This window comes from Methanobrevibacter woesei, from assembly GCF_003111605.1.
Taxonomy (GTDB): domain Archaea; phylum Methanobacteriota; class Methanobacteria; order Methanobacteriales; family Methanobacteriaceae; genus Methanocatella; species Methanocatella woesei.
Genome location: NZ_MZGU01000003.1, coordinates 64056 through 85561 on the forward strand (window position 1 = coordinate 64056; position 21506 = coordinate 85561).

Genomic DNA, 21506 nt, shown 5'->3' on the forward strand with positions numbered 1-21506 from the left:
ATAGAATATCCATTTGATTCAACTTCGTTAATCATAGATTATTTGAATTTTAGTCTTTACTGCTTTTAAGAGGAGTTGAAAACATTTCTTCAACAGATTCTCTATACATTGAATTCATAGTACAGAATGGGATAATTCTTCCATCTGGAGTTGCATAATGAATAACACATTTTTTAACTCTATCTTCATCAAAGTTAAAGGCATCCATAAAGTGCATACATGAAATAAGCATTGCATCTTTAGAGAAATCTCCTAAAGCATCATAAGACCTTTTAGTGAAGACATTTAATAAAATTCTTGAAATGTTTAAGTCTTCAGGTTTTTCACTTTTATCGATTAATTTAGGGAAATCTTTTGCAGCTCTAGCTAATACCCTTTTACTAATTCCAAATCCACCATTTTCAATCCTATCTGAGTAATTATTTAATAATTCAAATAATTTTTCAACATCTAAGAAACGAGTAATTGGAATTAATTTATTTAAAGTATTTTCATCCCCATCCTCTTCAATAAATACATAAGTACCTACACCACAATGTTGATGACAATTTAAGGTTACACTTGGATCTTCCCCTTCCATTGCACCAATAAATCTAGAAACAGATTCAACAGCTGAAGGAGAATAAAAATCAGTTGTTTTTACATCCCCATAAGTTTGTTCTTCAACTAATTGGAGGAAATCAGGAATTGTAACTCTTTGTTCTTCCACTTGGTCAGTTGGAGTTCTTCCAGAGAAAGATACTGGTTGGAAGTTTACACCATAAATAATATCTCTATTATCAAATGCAAACTTGATAATATCTCCTACTTGATGGTCATTAATACCTTTAACTAATGTTGGTACAAGAACAACCCCTAATCCTGCTTTCCTACAGTTTTCAATAGCTTTTTTCTTTTGATCAAGTAAATCTTTACCTCTACTTGCAATATATGGTTCTGGTGTTACACCATCAAATGATAAATAAACAGTGTTAAGACCTGCTTCTTTTAATTGTTTAGGAAGTTCTTCTTTTCTAGCTAATCTTAAACCATTAGTAGCTATTTGAACATGAGTAAATCCTTCTTCTTTAGCCATTGCAACAAGTTCTACAAGATCTTTACGTACTGTAGGTTCACCACCAGCATATTGAATAGCTGGAGTTGGATGAGGTTTTAAATTTCTTAAATTTCTAAGCATGTCACGTATTTCATCTTGTGTTGGCTCATATAACCTACCAGATGCTGCAGCATTAGCAAAACAAATTGGACATTTTAAATTACATCTATTAGTAACATCAATTAATCCTAATACTGTAGAAGTCTCATGGTTTTCACAAAGTCCACAGTCATTTGGACAGCCAAAAGAACCTTGAACCATAGGATTTTCAACAGAACGAATTGATGGTTCATATTTATTTGCACGATTGTATAAATCAGCACTAGACCAATATGTATTTACAAACTCACCATGCTCATCACAAGTTTTTTTAATTAGAATTTTTCCATCTTCTTCATAAACTTCAGCATCAAGTGGTTTTGAACATACTGGACATAGGCTTTTAGTCATTTTAATACTCAAAAAATCACCTTAATTAAATCTGAAAAAATAAAATCAATAATAATATTATAATATTATTATATATCTTAATAATTTATTATTATAATTCATATTTATACTTTGTTAAAAAATAAAGTTGTTTAATACTATAAGTTTAATAATTATATTGTATATAATTAATATTAATTAGAAATTAAGAGGGAAAGAATGGTAGAGACAATTTATTTACCCATTGCAGTCTTAATTACAACACTTTACTTTTTATTACCTGCCTATTTATCCAATAGTAGCGGATTGATATTCGGTGGAGGCATTCCTGTTGATTTTGGAAAAACTGATAAAAATGGCGTTAGATTAATAGGCGATGGCTGTACCTGGAGAGGATTAATAGCAGGAGCAATTGTGGGAACTCTTGTTGGCGCCATTCAAGGATATTTCGGACCATATTTACTGGAAAACTTTGGAGAATATATTCTTACCCCTATCTGTAGTAACTTACATGAAGGAATACTTGTAGGATTCCTATTAGGTTTTGGAGCATTATTAGGTGATGCAATAGGAAGTTATATAAAAAGAAGAATTGGAATCCAACGTGGAAGACCTGCTCCGATTTTAGATCAATTAGATTTTATTATTATGGGATTAATCCTTGTATTGCCTATAATACATTTAAGCTTAGATTTTATAATCCTTTCATGTATTTTAACATTGATTATCCATTTACTAGCTAATACAATAGCTTATCTAATAGGAATAAAAGATGTATGGTATTAAAACCATAACAAAACTTTTTTTAATTTAAATATTTATTCATCATAACTGCAGTACCTACAGCAGGAGCTACAACACATTCTTCATCAGTTAAAATATCACCCATTGATTTAACTTCCAAACCAAGACTTTCTGCAGCTTTAGCATCTAAAATATCTTTTCCAAGCCCTGTTGTTATAACTAAATTCAATCCTTGTTTTTCAGATACCTGTTTAAGGCCATCAGCAATCTGTTTTACCTGTTCTTTATGAATAAACTTAGAAATTTCAACAACATCATCAGTAGAAATTGAATCTAAATCAGCACATAAAACTCTTGAAATTCTTCTCATACATTCAATTTTAGATTTACCTTCACCATCAAAGGTGTCACAAATATAATCTTTTTCATCAATTAAATCTAAAACTCTGTAAACATCAGCAGTCTGTGCAAATAACTCTGAAGCAACCCTATACTCTTTTCCATTTAATTCTACTTTATCTAAAAAACTAGCTAAGTTTGTTCTTAAAGTTCCGGTGTAGACAAGTTCACCAGTTGCAAGTCTTTCAAAATCAGAATTACCAATTGCACATTGTTTTCCATCTTTAATTGGAATAATATCAGTAGTTGTACTTCCAGTATCAATGAAAATACAATTTTCAGCTATTAAAGTAGCTATTTCACAGGTAGCAATCCAATTAGCAGCTGCTGCCTGAAGAGGATCTTTTTTTAAGTCCTCACTAGACAATACTCCTTTTAGAGTAATATAACCTACAGGACAATCAAAGAGCTCATCACATTTATTAACAACATCAAGAACCCCCTCTTTTTTAGTTACATATGCATCTACAAGTTCAGCTGTCATTGAGATACCAACAGCATCAATATCTTCAAAAGGACATATGTTTTCAATTAATTCCTTTAAAACACTAGCTAAATCATCATTATTGCTCCACATTGGAAGATATGCATAATCCACTTCAATATTTTTAATTTCACCATCTTCAAAATCAATAATAGCTAAATCAGTATTTGCTCCACCAATATCAAAACCTGCTACTTTCATTATAAATTACTCCTTATCAACATCAATTATTAAATTATTACCACTTTTTTTAAATACAACTGAACCTTCAAGAGAAATATCTTTTTCTATATCCCCAATAGCTATTTCACCATCTATTAATTTAATAATAGCTGATGCAATATTAAAATTAGTTATTTTTTGAATTCCCACATAAGGTGTTGTAAATCTAGAATTAATTTCAAGTAAATAAACTGGGAAATATCCATCATCACTTATACGTAAATCCACACCAACAAAACCTTTTAAACCATCAACATATTTTACAGCTTTAACTGCAGTATCAAATGCTTCTTTTTCAAATTCAGATTTAAAAGGAGACTGACCTCCAATATAAGTTCCCTTTTCATTTCTTATTTCAATAAATTGCTTATTTAGACATATTGGAATTACATTTTCCCCATCACAAATTAAACTAACACTTACATCAATCCCTTCAATATATTCCTGAACCAATATCCTGGAACCTGGCGGAAAAATCTTTTCTAAATCATAAGATAAATCATTAATATCTTCAATAATCTTTATATTTTCACAGTCAACACCAGTAACTGGTTTTATAATTATCTTAAGTTGGGTTAAGGGATCTTCAGCCTGCCATTTTTTATATAAATTAGTGAGGGCTCTTTTCCAATAACCTTTAGGATCGATTTTGAATTTAAATGTTCTTGGTTGAGGAACCACACCATACAACTCTTCAAAAAGCTCATATTTGTCAGAAGTTACATAACAAGCCTCAGCTGAAGAAGTGTAAAGTTTAACATTATTATCTTCAAGTATTTTAGTAAACTTATACAAATTGTTGTCATTTTCAGCAGCAATGAAAATAGCTCTTTTAAATTGTGCTGCATTTTCTAAAAGCCAATTTTCTAAAGGTTCATTGATTAAAATCGGAGATACATTTTCATAATCATTGACTAAATCTTTATAGGTTTCATTAATAACTAAATGAACTTCTTCATCTTTTAAATCATCCAATAAAGAAAAGATTAAAGCTTCTGCTTCAGAGATAATGCACTGATCTTTTTCACCAGAAGCTGTAAAATATTCAAATGCTAAAATAGGCTCACTGGAAGCAATCATAAGTAATCATCATGCCTTTTAAGTTTAATTCACTAGCTGGAAACTTCATAACTCCATTATCATATATCATATGAATTAATGATTGATTTTCTTTTTCAAAGTCTTCAACAGTAATATCTTCATCAATTAAAGCCATTTTTCTATTAAATGATGACATTATATCTTCTGGAGATTCTATTTTTAATAGTCCTTTATTATAGTAATCTTCAATAGCATCAAGAGTTAAAATAGAAGAGTTCCCATCACCATAAGGATTTTTAGCATTTCTCATATTATTTGCAAATTCTTCATCTTCAAGAATCTTACGTGCATTTTCCAGGATAACTTCTTTATCAGAACCTACCAAAATATTACCTCCAGCAGTAACAGTTTCTGGACGTTCTGTATTATATCTTAAAGTTAATGCAGGTACATTTAAAGTAATAGCTTCTTCTTGAAGACCTCCGGAATCAGTTAAGATTAAAGTAGACATTGAAGTTAATAATAAAAAGTCCAAATATCCTAAAGGCTTTATAATATGGACATGTTCTAAACTGTTTAACTTATCAAAGAGTCCAAAGTTTTCCAAAGTCTTTTTAGTTCTTGGATGGATAGGGAAAATAATATTCATATCATTTAGCTCTTCTAAAGCTCCAATAATTCCTTTTAACCTATGTTCATCATCTACATTTTCAGCCCTATGCATTGTTAAGGTTAAAATATTGTCCATATTTTCAATATCTAGATTAGCTAATGATTCTTCTTCAATTCCTCTTTTTTTAGCTATTTCTAAATGTCTGAAACATGCATCTACAACAGTATTTCCAGTTATAAATAATTTTTTATGAGAAATATTCTCTGCAAGCAAATTAATTGCTGATTCTTCTGTTGGAACAAAATACATTAATGAACAGACATCAGCAGCCATCCTATTAATTTCTTCAGGCATTGTCATGTCAAAAGAACGTAATCCTGCTTCAACATGTCCAACTGGAATATGTAATTTAGAAGCAACAAGAGCTCCTGCAAGTACTGCATTTGTATCTCCTTGAACAAGAACAATATCAGGTTTTTCATCAATCATAACTTCTTCAATACCCTGCATCATTAATCCAGTTTGTTTTCCATGAGATCCAGAACCCACATGAATATTATAATCTGGAGCAGGAATTTCCAAGTCTTTAAAGAAATTATCAGACATTTCCTTATCATAATGTTGACCAGTATGAAGAAGAACTAAGTCAATACCTCTTTTTCCAATTTCATCAATAATTGGCGCCATTTTAATAATTTCTGGCCTAGTTCCAAGTACAATAGCTATTTTCATTTTTATCACTAACTAAATATATTGTATAAATACCTTTTAAATTTTTATAAAAATTATTTCATTAGTAAAAATGGAATTTACACCTAAGCAATATTTTAAATAAATATTTTAAAAATAGGGAAAAAATAGAACTAGAAAAGTATTAATTTCCTTTTAAATCTTTCAAGCTTTTAATCATTGATTCACGAATTGCATACTTCTTTTGCAAGTCACATAAGCTGTCTGTTAAATCTCTTGTAAATCTCTCACAGGCATACTGATCATATTGGAATTTAACACCATCATATTCAACATTCATTAAAATTAAATAATCTGGTTCTAAAACTTTAATATTGGCTCTTGGTGCACCTTCAGGAGGATTTAAAAGTTTATTAACTTCTTCAATTTCCATTTTTCCAATAGCTACATCAACAAAAACTCTCATCATTTTACGAACCATATTCCATAAAAAGCTTTCACCATAAATATCTACAAAAATTGGAGTTAAAGGTTCATGTAAATTTGGAAAATCCTTTTTATGATAATCTTCGAGAGTAGGTTGACTTATTTTAATATCTGCTATTGTTCTAGTTGTTGTTTTTTGAAATCTTTTTGTAAAATTAGTAAAATTATGAGTTCCTTTAAATACTTCTGCAACTTCATTTAATTTATCAATATCTAAATCATCTCTAAATAATAAATAACGATATTGCCTCATTTCTGCATAACGTGGCTTGAAACCAAAACGAACAGGAGCTTTAGCTAAAATTTGGATATCATCAGGTAAACTATTATTAATTTCATTAACTCTTACTTCTTTTTCACTTTGAAAACTAATTACATTTCCTAAACTATGAACACCAGCATCAGTTCTTCCAGCTATTCTGAATCTAGATTTCTTTAAATCATCAATGTAGTCTAATTTACGTAGATGGTAGATTAATTCTTCCTCTACGGTTCTTAAATCTGGCTGTCTTTGAAATCCATGAAAATTAGTTCCAATATATCCAATTTTTAAAGCTGTTCTCTTCATATTACTTATATTATTAATTTCAGGATAAAAAGCTATTGTAAAAATCAAGCATAATGGGAACAACTATTAAATAATTTAAAATAAAAAATTATTTAGTCATACCTAAATTAAAGGTGAAATAATGAAGGATGAAATTATCAAAGACATGCTTGATTCATATTATTTTGGTGAAAAAGTAAAACTAAAAAAAGAAGATTTAAAAACAACCTACGAACTTTCTTTGAAAACAGGACATGGCACAATGACCTGTTATGATATATTTGAAGGCATTAGCTTAATTTATAATGATTTTCATGCATTTGATTGTGAAGAATTTTTATGCGAAAAAAAAGTATCCAACACATTAATTGAGATTAATCACTGTAATAAAGGAAGATTTGAATGCGAATTAGAACCAGGAATGTTAAATTATTTAGGAGAAGGTGACTTAGTAGCTAGTTTTGCATACCATCAAAAACAGATATCCTCATTTACATTGGGTTATTACGAGGGCTTAGAGTTACTAATTGACATTCCAAAGGCAGAAAAATCAATTAGCAACTTCCTTAATGAAGAAATAAAATTTAACTACCTGTATGAGTTAATTAAAGAAAATAATGGAATAGCCATCTTTAGATCAAATAAAGAAATAGACCACGTTATTAGCGAGCTATATAATGTTGATGAAAGGATAAAAATGAGCTATTTTAAATTAAAATGTGTCGAACTATTATTATTCCTTAAAATAACTAACTTAGAAAGAAATAAATCCATATCTAAAAATGGGTTTTCCTTAAAACATGTAAATACAATAAAGATGATAAAAGATGAATTAACAGAAAACTTGAATAAAGATTTAACATTAAATGAACTTTCAAAAAAATATAATATAAGTAAAACAACAATAAAAACATGCTTTAAAGCAATATATGGAAAACCTCTTTTTAAATGGAGAAAAGAGTATAGACTACAACATGCAGAAGAATTATTAAAAAATACTGATTTTAAAATTGCAGAAATAGCAAATAAGGTAGGATATAAAAATTCAAGTAAATTTACTGCAGCTTTTAAAGATTATTCAGGATTTACACCATCCGAATATAGAACCTTAAAAAAATATTGACTTTTTGGATTAATTTGCCTTTTTGGTTCGATTATATTTATATAGAGAGTATAATAAACAAAATTATTAGACAAAAGATTATATCTAACTTGTATAATTATTCTTTTTTCTTTTCTGATAAAATAAACAAATATTATTAGTTTTTTATTGAATTTAAAAAGAATGTCCTTTCTGCACATACATTAGATTTTTAGGTATGCCTAAATTATTAATTGAGAGAAAGATGACTTTAGATTAAAAAAAAGAGCAGAAAATAAAGATGCAATAATAGATACGATTTTTTATCTTATTTAAACCTAAAAAGGTGATATTAATGGAAATAAATAAAAATGAAAATAAATTTTTTACATTACTAAATTTTTCAGGTAGCTATAAAATATTTACAATAATTGGATGTATTTTATCAGCTATTAGTGCTATTTTTTTATTAATTCCTTTTATATACATTTGGAAATTCATTGAAGCATTATTCATCGTATTTCCAAATTTTTCTCAAGCACAAAATTTAGAATATTATGCATTTATGGCCATTCTATTTGCAGTTCTGGGAATAATAATTAATTTTATAGGTTTAATGTGCACTCATGTTTCTGCATTTAGAAATGAAAGAAATATGAAATATAAAACAATGAAACATATCTTAACTTTACCATTAGGATATTTTCAAAAGAATACAAGTGGAAGTTTAAGAAAAAGAATTGATTACAGTACATCAACAACAGAAGGATTTTTAGCTCATCAATTACCGGATTTAACAGGAGCTATTGTAACACCAATTGCATTTTTCATAATTTTATTTAGTTTCAACTGGATTTTAGCATTGGTTTCCTTAATTCCAATTATTATCTCATTTATACTTTTAATGACAATGATAAGTGGAGAATCACAAAAATTCATGGTTGACTATCAAAAATCTTTAGAAAAAATGAATAGTGAAGCAGTGGAATATGTTCGTGGAATTCCAGTTACAAAAACATTCCAACAAACCATTTATTCATATAAAAACTTCTACAAATCAATTAGAGATTATAGAAAATTTGTAAGCAGATACACATTTTCCTGGCAATTACCAATGAGTTCTTTTACTGTTTCTGTAAATGGATTCTTTGCTGTACTTATACCTGCAGGAATACTTTTAATTGGATCAATAGCTAACACTGATTTCTTATTAAGCTTCGTATTTTACGTTATTTTAACTCCATTTTGTAGTGTGATGCTAAATAAAGTAATGATGGTAAGTCAAGAATGGTTTATGGCCAGAGAAGCATTAAAAGAAATAGAAAACATTTTAGATGAAAAACCATTATCTGAACCAGTAAATCCACAATCCCCACAGGAATACTCAATAGAATTTGAGGAGGTTTATTTTGATTATGACAAAAGTGAAACTAATGAAAAACACACACTCAATAATATCAACCTTAAAATTAAAGAAGGTGAAACAGTTGCATTAGTTGGACCCTCAGGAGGAGGAAAAACAACAATAGCCTCATTAATACCTAGATTTTGGGATGTAGACAAAGGAAATATAACAATTGGGAATGTAAACATTAAAGATATCTCTCAAAAAGAGTTAATGGAAAAAATTTCCTTTGTATTTCAAGACACTCACTTATTAAAAGATAGTATTTACAACAACATTGCAATGTCTAAAGAAAATGCAACAAGAAAAGAAGTATTGAAAGCTCTTAAACTAGCCCAATGCGAAGATATATTAGAAAGACTTCCTGCAGGAATTAATACAATAATTGGAAAAGAAGGAACCTACTTTTCAGGAGGAGAACAACAACGTATTGCCCTTGCAAGAGCAATTCTCAAGGATGCTCCAATTATCATTTTAGATGAAGCTACAGCACTTGCAGATCCTGAAAATGAATTAAAAATTCAAAAAGCTATTAGTGAAATAACAAAAAATAAAACTGTTTTAATGATAGCTCATAGGTTATCCACTATTAAAAATGTAGATAAAATATTTGTAGTGAATGAAGGTGAAATAATTGAAGAAGGCTCACATTCACAATTAATTGAATCAAATGGAGTTTATGCAGATATGTGGAAGGAATTTAATGAATCTGTGGAATGGAAAGTTAAAAACACTTCAGATGAAAAAAATGGTGATAACAATGATTGATTATTTATCTAAAAAATTTGCATTAACAAGAAATGGTTCAAAAGAATTAATGAAAGGAATGATTTATACAGCTCTTTTAAACATAAGTATAATGATTCCTGTTGGATTATATGTTCTTGTTCTCTATTTATGGATGGAACCCTTAATTACAGGTAAATCATCTGAAATTAATTTATGGATATTTATCATTGCAATTCTCATTGTTCTAGCAGTTATTTTCTTATTTGCATGGAAACAATATCATGCAGTTTATAATACAACATATCGTGAAAGTGAAATTAGAAGAGTGAATCTTGCTGAAAGTCTACGTAAATTACCTTTATCATTTTTTGAAAATAGAGACTTATCAGATCTTACTACCACAATAATGGGAGATTGTACAGACTTAGAACACACTTTCTCACATGCAATTCCACAGCTATTTGGTTCTATTTTATCTGTAGTCATTGTAGCTATTTCTCTATTCTCTATTGATTATAGATTATCTATTGCTCTTTTATGGGTAGTTCCAGTTGCATTTATTATAATATACGCATCTAAAAGCCTACAACAAAAAGGAGGTAAAGACGTAATAGCTAAAACAAGAGCATGTAGTGATGGAATCCAAGAATGTATTGAAACAATGATTGATTTAAAGTCATATAATTATGAAAAAGAATATCTTTACACATTAGATAATAAAATTAAAAATGTGGAAAAATCAAGAATTAAAAGTGAATTAATGGGTGCTGCAGGAGTAGTAACCGGACATATGTTTTTAAAATTAGGGATGCTATCTGTTATGCTTATAGGAGCTTATTTAATAGTTGGCAATAGTGTTTCAATTTTTGCATTTCTATTATTTTTAATTGCATCAGCTATGATTTATACTCCAATTGAAAATTCGTTATTGTTCTTATCTGAGATATTTAACTCTGAAATTAAAATCAAAAGAATGAGAAACATTAATGACCAAGTAATGAAAGGTGGAACAACAGATTACAATCTAAATAGTTATGATTTGAAATTTAGTGATGTTGAATTTAATTATGATAGTTCTGACACTGTACTAAAAAATATTAATTTTACTGCCAAACAGGGAGAAGTTACAGCACTTGTTGGACCTTCAGGATGCGGAAAAAGTACAATTACCAAATTAGCTGCTAAATTTTGGAATCCTACAAAAGGTAAAGTGGAGTTAGGTGGTGTAAATTTATATGATGTAGATTCAGAAAAAATTCTTGAAAATTATGCTATTGTTTTCCAAGATGTAGTTCTATTTAATGACACTATCAAAGCAAATATCAAAATTGGATCAAGAGATGCAACTGATGAAGAAATAAAAGAAGTTGCGAAAATAGCTCGCTGCGATGAATTTATTGAAAAATTACCTGATGGTTATGACACTATTATTGGTGAAAATGGAGCATTACTTTCTGGAGGGCAAAGACAAAGAATTTCAATAGCTAGAGCATTACTTAAAGATGCACCAATCATCCTTTTAGATGAAGCCACTTCCTTTTTAGATGTTGAAAATGAATCTGAAATACAAAAAGCAATTTCTGCTTTAATTAAAAATAAGACTGTTATTGTAATAGCTCATAGAATGCGTACAATTGCAAATGCAGATAAAATAATTGTTTTGGATAAGGGAGCTATTATTGAAGAGGGTTCTCCTAATGAACTTTTAGAAAATAATGGTTTATTTGCTAAAATGGTCAATATTCAAAAGGAAAGTAGTAACTGGAATATTTAACTTTTCTTTTATTTTTTTTAAAATTTTTCAAAATGTAATATAAATTTTACATTATTTAATTAATTAAAAACAATGTTAACTTATTCAGATTTAATATCAATAAGTTAATTACACTATTTTTATGAAAATAACTAATTTAAATAAAAATATTAAAGATTAAACCCAAAATAGCTATTTATTTAAATAAAAACTAATCCAAAACATTTAAATATAATGTAATGTAATTTTTACATATGTAAGAAATAGTTTACATGAACTTATTGAAAGAGATGAGAAAAAATGACTGAATATGTAATTGAAACCTATGACCTTACAAAGAAATTCAAAAAAGAATATGGAGTAAACTCCATAAACATGAAAGTAGAAAGGGGGAAAATCTACGGATTACTTGGAAAAAATGGGGCTGGTAAAACCACAACCATGTCCATGCTTCTAAGTTTATCTAATCCAACATCTGGAGAAATCCACATATTTGGAAAAGATATTAAAAAACATCCAAAAGAGATTTACCCAAGGATTGGTTCTATTTTAGAAACTCCTGGTTTTTATGAAAACCTTACTGGAGAAGAAAACCTAAAAATCTTTACAAAGCTTAGAGGTGTTTACAACAAGAAAAATATAAAATCTGCACTTAAAATGGTTTCACTAGATGGTGAAAAAGATAAAATATTTAAAAAGTACTCTCTTGGAATGAAGCAACGCCTTGCAATAGCTGCATCTATTGTACATAACCCGGATTTATTAATTCTTGATGAACCTATTAATGGTCTTGATCCAATTGGAATAAAAGAAATGAGAAATCTATTTAAAAAATTAGTAGATGAATTCGGCATTACAATACTAATATCTAGCCATATCCTCTCTGAAATTGAACATATAGCTGATGTAATTGCAATAATGGACAATGGTGAATTAATTGAAGAAATAAACATCCAAGAACTTCACAATAAAGCTGATAAGTATATCAATCTTGAAACCTCCGATATAGAAAAATCTATTGAAATACTGGGTGAATGCGGATTGAAGGAAAATATAGATTTTGTAAGAAATTATGATAATCCTAACGCTATTAAATTATTATCTAACTTTGATAATAGAGCTGAAATTGTGAAAGTCTTAGTTTTAAACAAAATTTCTATATTTAGATTAGAATTAATTGAAGAAAGTCTTGAAGATTACTTCACAAATCTTTTAGACACACATGTTTATGTACAGTAGGTGATTAAATGATTACATTTATTGAAACTGAGTTTTTAAAACTAAAAAGATCAAAAATATTTTTTATAACCATCTTAGGAGCATTGTTTGTTCCATTTATGCTAAGTATGGGAATTGCATACCAATTATGGCAATCACCAGATTATATATTTTATTTTAAAGATGGATTCGAAGTAATGAAACAGTTCCTATTTATGTTACTTGGTGTGGAAGTATTTGCAATTGTTAGTGCATATTTATTCGGAAGAGAATATAGTGAAAGAACCTTAAAATCAATACTAACAACCCCTATATCAAAAATAAAATATCTATGCGGTAAATTCCTTATGTTTTTCATATGGACCATTCTCCTCGTATTAATTAGCTACTTTGGACTTATCCTCTTTGGTGAAGTCATAGGAATTAAAGGATTGACTTTCGGCATTTTCTCTGAAACCATAACTAGTTACCTCTACAATGGAGTTCTCCTATTTCTTACAATGACTCCATTTGCATTCTTTGCAATATGGATAAAAAGTTTAGTCCCATCAATGATAGCTGGAGGAGTTGTAACCGTGGGGAATATGATGATTTATGGAAGAGATCTCACCCCTCTTTTCCCTTGGACAGGTTCCTTTGTACTTGCCAATGGTGAATTAAGTCAATATGCATACAGTGAAGCAACAACCTTTGGAATTATTCTTGCAGTATTTATAATTGGCTTTGTATTAAGTTACATCTACCTCTATAAAACCGATACACCATTATAAAATTAAAAGGGTTGCCATAAACCCTTTCCTCTTTTTTTATTAAAATTTAAATTATTAATTTTTTACCTTATTTTAAAAATTATTAATATCTTAAAAAATTCTAAAGTTTTAATTATATTATAAAACATATTTTATTATAATAGAAAATTTTATGATAAAATTTAATATGGGGTTTAAATGTCATTTGAAGAAAATAAGATGTTAATAATGCCTGCTGTTGATATACGAAATGGAAAATGTGTTCAATTAGTTCAAGGAAAACCAGGAAGTGAACAAGTTGTCATTGACAATCCTGAAAAGGTTGCATTATCCTGGCAGGAACAAGGAGCTAAAACAGTTCACATAATTGATTTAGATGGGACAATTGATGGTAAAACTAGCTTACCTACAATTAAAAAAATTGTAAATGAACTATCAGTTCCAGTCCAGTTAGGTGGAGGTATTAGAAGCCTTGAATATGCTAAAGAACTATTGGATTTAGACATTGACAGAGTCATTATTGGAACAATGGGTATTAAACATCCCGAAGTTATCCACGAGTTATCTGAAGAATATGGTTCAGACAGAATAATGATTTCACTAGACAGTAAAGATTCCAAAGTTGTAATAAAAGGCTGGCAAGAAAAAATTGATAAAACCCCTGAAGAATTATCAAATGAATTTAAAGAACATGGTGCTGGAAGTATTCTTTTCACAAATGTAGATGTGGAAGGACTGTTAAATGGTTTTTACACAGAACCTGTCTTAAATCTTGTTAATTCTACTGATTTACCAGTAGTTTACTCTGGAGGAGTAACATCGACAGAAGATTTAGCAAAACTTAATAAAACTGGTGTTAAAGGAGTCGTTATTGGTTCAGCACTTTATAAAAATAAAATTAACTTAAAAGATGCTTTGAAATATGAAGAGGTAGTGGAATAATGAAAAAAGTTATGGCAACAGGAACCTTTGATTTATTGCATCCAGGTCATGGAATATACCTTGAATGTGCAAAACAGTTGGGTGGAGATGATGCTAAACTTTATGTTGTTGTAGCTCGCGATTCCACTGTTAAAAAAAGAAAAAGAGTCCCGATTGTAGATGAAAATCAAAGATTAAAGTTAATTCAAATGTTAAAACCTGTTGATGTTGCAGTTTTAGGAAATGAAAATGGAGATTTCTTTAAGATTGTGGAAGAAATTAACCCGGATATTATAGCTATTGGTCCTGATCAAAACCATGATGTTGAAAAACTTCAAGAAACTGTTAATAAAAGAGGTTTAAAAGCAAAAGTGGAACGTGTAACTTATTATCATCATGCAGAACTTGATAGTAGCTGCAAAATTATTAAAAAAATTAAAAGAACAGATTTTAAAGGTAAAATATTAGATAATTGCGAATAAGGAGGAAATATAATGTATAATATAGCTATTGTAGGAGCAAGCGGATATACAGGTGGAGAATTACTTAGAATGTTATTAAACCACCCGGAAGTTGAAATAACAGACATTACATCAAGACAATATGATGGAGTTGAAGCTCATAAAATACATCCACATATTAGAGACTCAGGACTTGTTTTTAAAGACAAAAAACCATCAGAATTAGATGCAGATGTAGTATTTACTGCAACACCTCATGGAGCATCAATGAAGATAGTTCCAGACTTATTAGAGACTGGTGCTAAAGTTATTGATTTAAGTGGAGATTACAGATACAGAGACACCGCAGTTTATGAAAAATGGTATGGAATTGAACATACAAGTGATGCAGAAGCAGTATATGGTCTTCCTGAAATTTATAGAGAAGAAATTAAAAAAGCAGATTTAGTAGCTAATCCAGGTTGTTTCCCAACTGGAGCTATATTATCCTCTTATCCTTTAGTTAAAAATGATTTAGTAGATAGAATAATTATAGATTCAAAAACAGGAGTTAGTGGAGCTGGTGTCAGTCCTTCTCAAACAACTCATTATCCAAATATTGCAGATAATGTTAATCCTTACAAAATTTCAAACCATAGACACATGTCTGAAATACAGCAAGAATTAAAAGGATTTGAAGGAGTTAAAGTTTCATTTACACCACATTTAGTTCCAGTTATTCGTGGAATTCAAACAACAAGCCACAGCTTCCTTAATAAAGAAAACGAAAATATTACTACTGAAGAATTAAGGAAAATATACAAAAAAGAATATGGTGGAGAATACTTTATTAAATTAATGGATGAAGGAGAAATACCTCATTTAAGTTCTGTTCGTGGTTCTAACTTCGCTCATATTGGAGGATTTGAAATTGATGAAACCGGAAGAGTTATTATGCTATCCACTATTGATAACCTTGTTAAAGGAGCATCTGGACAAGCTATTCACAATATGAATATTATGTTAGGATTAAAAGAATCAATGGGTTTAGAATTTTATGGTCTTCACCCTTAATCTTTATATAAAACATTAATATTATAATATGATAAAAGAAAAGGGGATTTTTCAGATGAAAACATTAATTATTTACTACTCACAAACCAAAAAAACAGCAACTGTTGCTGAAACATTAGCTTTAGAATTAGGTGCAGATTCTATTGAAATAGTAGATAATAAACCAAGGAGTGGATTTAAAAATAGATTAACTTCTTCTTTTGATGCTGTTAGAGAAATAAAAACAGATATAACACCAATGAGGGTCGATGTTAGTGATTATGATATTGTCTACTTTGGAACACCTGTCTGGGCAGGAAAACCAACCCCAGCAATTCTTACAATCATAGACAGATGCGACCTAAGGGCAAAGGATGTAGTTTTATTTGCTACAATGAACAGCAGTGGTGGAGCTGCAAGTGTTGAAAGAATGGCAGAAAAAGTAAAACTTCGTGGAGCACGCGTAATTGAAACTTTTACCTTAAAAACAAAAGGAAAAGATATGGAACAGTTAATGAATGAAACTGAAACCATCATTGAAATATTAGACCTCAATATGTACAGGTGAGGATAATGAGTGACGATAAAAAATCAGAATTAAAAATTAAAGCTATTGAAAATGGAACAGTAATTGATCACATTACAGCAAACAAATCATTGCATATTCTTAAAATCTTGGAACTTCCAAATGATGAAACAAAAAATGTTACAATAGCTATGAATGTATCTTCCTCTGAAATTGGTAGAAAAGATATATTAAAAATTGAAAACAGAGAATTGGATTCATCAGAATTAAATCAAATAGCTTTAATTGCACCTAAAGCTACTATTAACATTATTAGAGATTTTAAACCTGTTAAAAAAGATAAGATTATCCTTCCTAACGAGATAAAATCAATAATTAAATGTACCAATTCAAAATGTATTACAAATAATATTAATGAACCTATTACTCCAAAATTTAAAGTAATAACTAAAAATCCACCTCAAGTTAGGTGTCATTACTGTGAAAAATTAATAAAAACAGAAGATATTGAAAAACAATTTGAATAAATTCTGTTTTTACATTTCCCCTTTTAAATAATCGGCTAATCTTTTAGATAATGCTAATATAGTTAAACTTGGTGGTTTACCTGGAGATTGTGGAATAACACTTGCATCACAGACATATAAACCATCAATATCTGTTTTTAAATTTTTATCCACTACTTCTCCAATAGCTGCAGTTCCTCCAGGATGTGCTCCCCTATAAACTGTTGAAGCTATTGTTTTAGAATCAACTCCTGCTTCTTTTAAAATAAATCCTGCTACAGCAGTACCTTCAGCTAAATATCTAATATCATTTATTGTGTTAATTTTAACAACTTTTCCTTCGCTGTCAATATATCCTTGACATTCATCAGGAGTTTTAACCATTATACTTAAAATATCCTTATCATCAATTGAATCATCATCAATTTTTTCACGAATAAATGAAGAGAAGTGAGGTGATAAAATAAAGTTTTTAACTTCTACAAGTGCATTCATCTGTACTTCACTATTAAAACCAATATCTTTAATTACTCCACCAACAGTAACAAAAGGATCGAAAAATATCTTATTGCCTGCAGATAAACCTGTGTTTCTTAAAATCATTGCAGATGAAACTGCTCCTGCAGATAAAACAATAATATCATCCTCTAGAATGTAAGTTTCACCATCTTTAACATATTCAACTGCTTTAACATTACTATTTTCAGTTAATACTTTAGTAACTTCTGCATTTACAATTAATTCTGCACCTGCATCAACTGCTTTATCAATGAAATCTTTAGAAGACCACTTTGCATCCTTAGGACATCCCAATGCGCACCTACCACATTGAATACATTTTTCTTCTTCCACTGCCTTTGGCATTTTAATTGGATTTAGGCCAAGTTTTTCACTTGCATCTAAAAATAGCTGTGTTCCTCTACCAATATGAGAATCATCCATCTGATGAACATTGATCAAATCTTCAACATAATCAAACTCCGAAGAAATATCAATTCCATATTCTTTTAATTCTTCTTCAAGAGCCCTTACTGTATTTGCCATTGAGACAATTGTTGAACCACCAACACAAGTAGTTTTTAATAAATCAACACCCTCATCAGAGGCATCATAATAATTAAAAGCATTTTTAGAATCATCATAAGGTCCTTTTTCAAGTATAGTTACAGGAATTCCACTAGTAGCCAATTCCATAGCTAATAATCCTCCTCCTGCTCCAGAACCTACAATAACCACCATTTTATCACCTTCATTTCATTAGACATGACTATATTAAAAAATCTATATAAATATTTAGATGTAAATTTAAAAATAGATAAGTCTTTTTTTATAAGATTAATTATAAATATATTGTAAATAACTAAAAATTTTAATTATCATTCAAGGAAAGTGAAAAAATGGAAGAATATATTGACTTATGTGAAAAAGTTATTGAAAAAACTATTCCAAAAGTCGACTATGTTGATATTAGAGCTGGAAAAAGTAATAATTCTAGTATTATAATGAAAGATGGCTCTGTTGATGAAGTTAACACTGGAAACACCTTAGGATTTAGAATAAGGGTTTTAAATAATGGTGCATGGGGTTTTGCATACACAAACGATTATACTAAATTGGAAGAAATTGCAGAAACATCAATTACATTAGCAAATTCACTAAAAGGAGACATTGAATTAGCTCCAAGTGAAATCATTAAAGATAAAGTTGTTAGTGATGTTAAAATACCTTTTTCCGATGTAAGCATTGAAGAAAAAAAGGATATAATGGAAGAAGCAAATAAGGCAGCTAGTTTAGATAAAGTGAACAGTATTACAATTAGCTATTCAGATAGTGAAAATAAAGGTTTATTTATTAATAGTGAAGGTAGTTTAATCCAGACAGATGAAAGTCGTGTTGGAATGTTTTTAAATGCTGCTGCAACTAATGGAGAGGTTATCCAATTTGGACATGGAAGTATTGGTGGAGTTAAAGGATTTGAAGCTATTACAAATGTGGATATTGAAGAATTTTCCCGCAATATTGCACAGAAAGCTATTAGACTATTAGATGCAGAACCTGCCCCTTCTGGAAAATTCCCAATTATTGCAGATAATGAACTAACTGGAGTATTCATTCACGAAGCATTAGGACATGCAGTTGAAGGAGACTTAATATTACAAAATGATTCTATATTAAAAGGAAAAATGAACACCAAAATAGCTTCAGATATTGTAAATATCTACGATGATGCAAGTTTAAAAGATGGATTTGGACATTATGCTTATGATGTTGAAGGTGTTAAAACTAAGAAAAACCAACTTGTTAAAAATGGAGAACTTGTAAGCTTATTAAATTCCAGAGAAACTGCATCAAAACTAGGTATGAAATCATCAGGTAATGCAAGATCACCTTTAAGTGACCAGCCAATTGTAAGAATGAGTAACACTTACCTTGAACCTGGAGACATGAGTTTTGATGAATTAATTGAAGATATTAAAGATGGAATTTATCTCAAAGGTTCTAGAGGCGGACAAGTAGATACCGGAAAAGGAATATTCCAATTTAATGCTGCTGAAGGTTTTATAATTAAAAATGGTGAAGTAACAACACCATTACGAGATGTTTCTTTATCTGGAAACATACTTGAAACCTTAAAACATGTTGATGCAATTGGATCTGACTTTAAATTAAGTGTTGGATTCTGTGGTAAAGATGGTCAAACAGCCCCAGTAGGTGATGGTGGACCACATACAAGAATATTAGATGCATTAGTTGGTGGAAGTAGTTAAATAAGAGGGATTAAAATGATAACAAAAGAAAGTGGACAATATTTATTAGAAATAGCAAAAGAAGCTATTTTAACTTATCTTGATGAAGGAAGAAAAATTGGAATTCCTGAAGACTGTCCAGAAGAATTAAAAGAAAAACTTGGTGTTTTCGTTACACTAAATAAAAATGAAATGTTAAGAGGATGTATTGGATATCCAGAGCCTGTTGAAACAGCTATTCAAGCAACTATCAATGTAGCTATTTCTGCAGCATTTGAAGACCCTAGATTTAACCCTCTTATAAAAGAAGAGTATGATGACATTACACTTGAGGTAACTGTACTTACAAAACCAGAAATATTGGAAGTAGATGACCCTCAGGAGTATTTAGATAAAATAGAAATCGGAAAAGATGGACTAATAATTCAAAAAGGATTTAGCAGAGGTTTACTCCTACCACAAGTAGCAACTGAAAACAATATGAATGTTGAAGAATTTTTAGAGCACACTTGTATGAAAGCAGGAATCAGTTCTGATAGCTGGTTAGATGCAAGTTGTGATGTTTACACTTTCCAAGGCCAAATATTTAAGTAGATGATTAAAATGATGATTCCAACTATACCAACTCCTGATGAGTTACTAGATAAAGGATTTAGAAGAGGAAAAAAGGCAGCAGACCTAATGAGAACACAAAAAATACCAAAACATTTGAAAGGTAAAAAAATTGAAGAAACAAGAGTTGTTACATCTTGTCAAGTAATTAAGGATAAACTTAAATCAATTTTAGATAGTGTTCCTGAAATTGAAGAACTTCCTATGTTTTATCAGGATTATATAGATATTACCGTAGGTGTTGATGATATGAAACAGGCCCTTGGAGCTTTAAATTGGGCTTATGGTATTATTACACAACTTGAAAAAGAATATGGGGCTAAAATACGTAAAAACCCATCTGAAAGAGCTACTTCTTTTCAAAAACAAGCCTATGGCAGACTAGCTTCTGTTGTGAATAAAATTAAAAAAGATTTAGATTTCCTTGATTTTGCAAAAGCTAATTTAAGAAATATGCCAACTATTGATTTTGATGCAACTACCATTGTAATAGCTGGTTTTCCAAATGTAGGAAAATCAACCTTACTTAAACAGCTATCTGGAGCTGATCCTCAGGTAGCTAACTATCCATTTACAACAAAAGGAATTCAAATAGGGCATGTTGAAAGACACTGGAAACATATCCAAATTATAGACACTCCAGGGTTATTAGACAGGCCTGTTTTGGAAATGAATGATATTGAATTAAATGCTATGGTTGCACTTGAACATTTAGCAGATACAATTCTATTTATTTTTGATGCTTCCGAAACATGTGGATTTAGCCTAGAAAGTCAATATAACCTATTAAAACAGATTGAACAGGTATTTAGTGAAATACCAATCATATACCTTTTCAATAAAATGGATATTGTCAAAGATGTTGAAGATCAAGAATATATTAAACCATATGTTGATGAATTCGATGATGCTATCTTTATTTCAGCTATTGATGGTGAAGGAATAGAAAAAATCAGCAAGAAATTTGATACTATTAAAAAGATAGAACGTGAAAGTGAAGATGACTTTTACTAAC

At 29.6% G+C, this 21506-nt stretch carries 20 protein-coding genes; 14 read left to right on the plus strand and 6 right to left on the minus strand.

The window, feature by feature from the left end:
• Positions 1-49 precede the first annotated feature (49 nt).
• Positions 50-1546: a tetraether lipid synthase Tes gene (gene tes / locus MBBWO_RS01740; protein ID WP_116669290.1), complete on the minus strand. Its 1497-nt coding sequence runs from the start codon at positions 1544-1546 to the stop codon at positions 50-52.
• 198 nt (positions 1547-1744) lie between these two features.
• Between tes and MBBWO_RS01745 the strand changes: the two genes are divergently transcribed.
• Complete coding sequence (locus MBBWO_RS01745; RefSeq protein ID WP_116669169.1) at positions 1745-2311, plus strand: CDP-2,3-bis-(O-geranylgeranyl)-sn-glycerol synthase; 567 nt, start codon at positions 1745-1747, stop codon at positions 2309-2311.
• A 19-nt stretch (positions 2312-2330) separates the two neighbouring features.
• Here the strand turns inward: MBBWO_RS01745 and MBBWO_RS01750 are convergent, their stop codons facing one another.
• The 4 genes from MBBWO_RS01750 to truA form a co-directional block, all read right to left on the minus strand.
• Entirely contained in the window at positions 2331-3353 is a 1023-nt protein-coding gene (locus MBBWO_RS01750) for a hydantoinase/oxoprolinase family protein (protein ID WP_116669170.1), read from the minus strand.
• A gap of 6 nt (positions 3354-3359) precedes the next feature.
• Complete coding sequence (locus tag MBBWO_RS01755; RefSeq protein ID WP_116669171.1) at positions 3360-4454, minus strand: ATP-grasp domain-containing protein; 1095 nt, start codon at positions 4452-4454, stop codon at positions 3360-3362.
• Positions 4438-5760: a non-hydrolyzing UDP-N-acetylglucosamine 2-epimerase gene (gene wecB, locus MBBWO_RS01760; protein WP_116669172.1), complete on the minus strand. Its 1323-nt coding sequence runs from the start codon at positions 5758-5760 to the stop codon at positions 4438-4440. Before wecB ends, MBBWO_RS01755 begins: the two co-directional genes overlap by 17 nt.
• Positions 5761-5902: 142 nt before the next feature.
• Positions 5903-6772 (minus strand): tRNA pseudouridine(38-40) synthase TruA, encoded by an 870-nt coding sequence (truA, locus tag MBBWO_RS01765; protein WP_116669291.1) that lies wholly within the window; start codon positions 6770-6772, stop codon positions 5903-5905.
• Positions 6773-6893: 121 nt separating this feature from the next.
• On the opposite strand from truA, the gene MBBWO_RS01770 reads away from it, so the two are divergent.
• From MBBWO_RS01770 to pyrI, 10 genes are all read left to right on the plus strand, one after another.
• On the plus strand, positions 6894-7874 hold the full coding sequence (locus tag MBBWO_RS01770) for a helix-turn-helix domain-containing protein (RefSeq protein ID WP_116669173.1): 981 nt from the start codon (positions 6894-6896) through the stop codon (positions 7872-7874).
• Positions 7875-8187: 313 nt separating this feature from the next.
• Positions 8188-10005 (plus strand): ABC transporter ATP-binding protein, encoded by a 1818-nt coding sequence (locus tag MBBWO_RS01775; protein WP_116669174.1) that lies wholly within the window; start codon positions 8188-8190, stop codon positions 10003-10005.
• A complete protein-coding gene (locus tag MBBWO_RS01780; protein ID WP_116669175.1) occupies positions 9998-11740 on the plus strand; it encodes an ABC transporter ATP-binding protein in 1743 nt (580 codons plus the stop codon). The genes MBBWO_RS01775 and MBBWO_RS01780 overlap by 8 nt, the downstream gene beginning before the upstream one ends.
• Positions 11741-12019: 279 nt before the next feature.
• Positions 12020-12958, plus strand: coding sequence for an ABC transporter ATP-binding protein (locus tag MBBWO_RS01785; protein ID WP_116669176.1), 939 nt, complete (start codon positions 12020-12022; stop codon positions 12956-12958).
• Between the two features lie 8 nt (positions 12959-12966).
• Positions 12967-13707, plus strand: coding sequence for an ABC transporter permease (locus MBBWO_RS01790; RefSeq protein ID WP_116669177.1), 741 nt, complete (start codon positions 12967-12969; stop codon positions 13705-13707).
• Between the two features lie 177 nt (positions 13708-13884).
• The gene (gene hisA / locus MBBWO_RS01795; protein ID WP_116669178.1) at positions 13885-14628 is read left to right on the plus strand and encodes a 1-(5-phosphoribosyl)-5-[(5-phosphoribosylamino)methylideneamino]imidazole-4-carboxamide isomerase; all 744 of its coding nucleotides are present in this window, start codon (positions 13885-13887) and stop codon (positions 14626-14628) included.
• The gene (locus tag MBBWO_RS01800) at positions 14628-15089 is read left to right on the plus strand and encodes an adenylyltransferase/cytidyltransferase family protein (RefSeq protein ID WP_116669179.1); all 462 of its coding nucleotides are present in this window, start codon (positions 14628-14630) and stop codon (positions 15087-15089) included. Before hisA ends, MBBWO_RS01800 begins: the two co-directional genes overlap by 1 nt.
• A gap of 12 nt (positions 15090-15101) precedes the next feature.
• Positions 15102-16121 carry an N-acetyl-gamma-glutamyl-phosphate reductase gene (gene argC, locus MBBWO_RS01805; protein ID WP_116669180.1) on the plus strand — a complete coding sequence of 340 codons (1020 nt, stop codon included), beginning with the start codon at positions 15102-15104 and terminating at the stop codon, positions 16119-16121.
• Between the two features lie 55 nt (positions 16122-16176).
• Positions 16177-16668 carry a flavodoxin family protein gene (locus MBBWO_RS01810; protein ID WP_116669181.1) on the plus strand — a complete coding sequence of 164 codons (492 nt, stop codon included), beginning with the start codon at positions 16177-16179 and terminating at the stop codon, positions 16666-16668.
• 5 nt (positions 16669-16673) lie between these two features.
• Positions 16674-17153: an aspartate carbamoyltransferase regulatory subunit gene (gene pyrI, locus MBBWO_RS01815; protein WP_116669182.1), complete on the plus strand. Its 480-nt coding sequence runs from the start codon at positions 16674-16676 to the stop codon at positions 17151-17153.
• 9 nt (positions 17154-17162) lie between these two features.
• Here pyrI and MBBWO_RS01820 read toward each other — a convergent pair whose 3' ends face one another.
• Positions 17163-18371 carry a GMC family oxidoreductase N-terminal domain-containing protein gene (locus MBBWO_RS01820; protein ID WP_116669183.1) on the minus strand — a complete coding sequence of 403 codons (1209 nt, stop codon included), beginning with the start codon at positions 18369-18371 and terminating at the stop codon, positions 17163-17165.
• Positions 18372-18529: 158 nt separating this feature from the next.
• Here MBBWO_RS01820 and MBBWO_RS01825 point away from each other — a divergent pair, with 158 nt between their 5' ends.
• The 3 genes from MBBWO_RS01825 to MBBWO_RS01835 are packed head-to-tail and all read left to right on the plus strand — an operon-like array spanning position 18530 to position 21505.
• Positions 18530-19900 carry a TldD/PmbA family protein gene (locus MBBWO_RS01825; RefSeq protein WP_116669184.1) on the plus strand — a complete coding sequence of 457 codons (1371 nt, stop codon included), beginning with the start codon at positions 18530-18532 and terminating at the stop codon, positions 19898-19900.
• A 15-nt stretch (positions 19901-19915) separates the two neighbouring features.
• Entirely contained in the window at positions 19916-20473 is a 558-nt protein-coding gene (locus tag MBBWO_RS01830) for a TIGR00296 family protein (protein ID WP_116669185.1), read from the plus strand.
• A gap of 9 nt (positions 20474-20482) precedes the next feature.
• A complete protein-coding gene (locus MBBWO_RS01835) occupies positions 20483-21505 on the plus strand; it encodes an NOG1 family protein (RefSeq protein ID WP_116669292.1) in 1023 nt (340 codons plus the stop codon).
• Position 21506 lies beyond the last annotated feature (1 nt).

Excerpts from the sequence above, each read along its gene's own strand:
- tes (WP_116669290.1), bottom strand. The coding sequence starts at position 1,546 with ATGACTAAAAGCCTATGTCCAGTATGTTCAAAACCACTTGATGCTGAA.
- MBBWO_RS01745 (WP_116669169.1), top strand. The coding sequence starts at position 1,745 with ATGGTAGAGACAATTTATTTACCCATTGCAGTCTTAATTACAACACTT.
- MBBWO_RS01750 (WP_116669170.1), bottom strand. The coding sequence starts at position 3,353 with ATGAAAGTAGCAGGTTTTGATATTGGTGGAGCAAATACTGATTTAGCT.
- MBBWO_RS01755 (WP_116669171.1), bottom strand. The coding sequence starts at position 4,454 with ATGATTGCTTCCAGTGAGCCTATTTTAGCATTTGAATATTTTACAGCT.
- wecB (WP_116669172.1), bottom strand. The coding sequence starts at position 5,760 with ATGAAAATAGCTATTGTACTTGGAACTAGGCCAGAAATTATTAAAATG.
- truA (WP_116669291.1), bottom strand. The coding sequence starts at position 6,772 with ATGAAGAGAACAGCTTTAAAAATTGGATATATTGGAACTAATTTTCAT.
- MBBWO_RS01770 (WP_116669173.1), top strand. The coding sequence starts at position 6,894 with ATGAAGGATGAAATTATCAAAGACATGCTTGATTCATATTATTTTGGT.
- MBBWO_RS01775 (WP_116669174.1), top strand. The coding sequence starts at position 8,188 with ATGGAAATAAATAAAAATGAAAATAAATTTTTTACATTACTAAATTTT.
- MBBWO_RS01780 (WP_116669175.1), top strand. The coding sequence starts at position 9,998 with ATGATTGATTATTTATCTAAAAAATTTGCATTAACAAGAAATGGTTCA.
- MBBWO_RS01785 (WP_116669176.1), top strand. The coding sequence starts at position 12,020 with ATGACTGAATATGTAATTGAAACCTATGACCTTACAAAGAAATTCAAA.
- MBBWO_RS01790 (WP_116669177.1), top strand. The coding sequence starts at position 12,967 with ATGATTACATTTATTGAAACTGAGTTTTTAAAACTAAAAAGATCAAAA.
- hisA (WP_116669178.1), top strand. The coding sequence starts at position 13,885 with ATGTCATTTGAAGAAAATAAGATGTTAATAATGCCTGCTGTTGATATA.
- MBBWO_RS01800 (WP_116669179.1), top strand. The coding sequence starts at position 14,628 with ATGAAAAAAGTTATGGCAACAGGAACCTTTGATTTATTGCATCCAGGT.
- argC (WP_116669180.1), top strand. The coding sequence starts at position 15,102 with ATGTATAATATAGCTATTGTAGGAGCAAGCGGATATACAGGTGGAGAA.
- MBBWO_RS01810 (WP_116669181.1), top strand. The coding sequence starts at position 16,177 with ATGAAAACATTAATTATTTACTACTCACAAACCAAAAAAACAGCAACT.
- pyrI (WP_116669182.1), top strand. The coding sequence starts at position 16,674 with ATGAGTGACGATAAAAAATCAGAATTAAAAATTAAAGCTATTGAAAAT.
- MBBWO_RS01820 (WP_116669183.1), bottom strand. The coding sequence starts at position 18,371 with ATGGTGGTTATTGTAGGTTCTGGAGCAGGAGGAGGATTATTAGCTATG.
- MBBWO_RS01825 (WP_116669184.1), top strand. The coding sequence starts at position 18,530 with ATGGAAGAATATATTGACTTATGTGAAAAAGTTATTGAAAAAACTATT.
- MBBWO_RS01830 (WP_116669185.1), top strand. The coding sequence starts at position 19,916 with ATGATAACAAAAGAAAGTGGACAATATTTATTAGAAATAGCAAAAGAA.
- MBBWO_RS01835 (WP_116669292.1), top strand. The coding sequence starts at position 20,483 with ATGATGATTCCAACTATACCAACTCCTGATGAGTTACTAGATAAAGGA.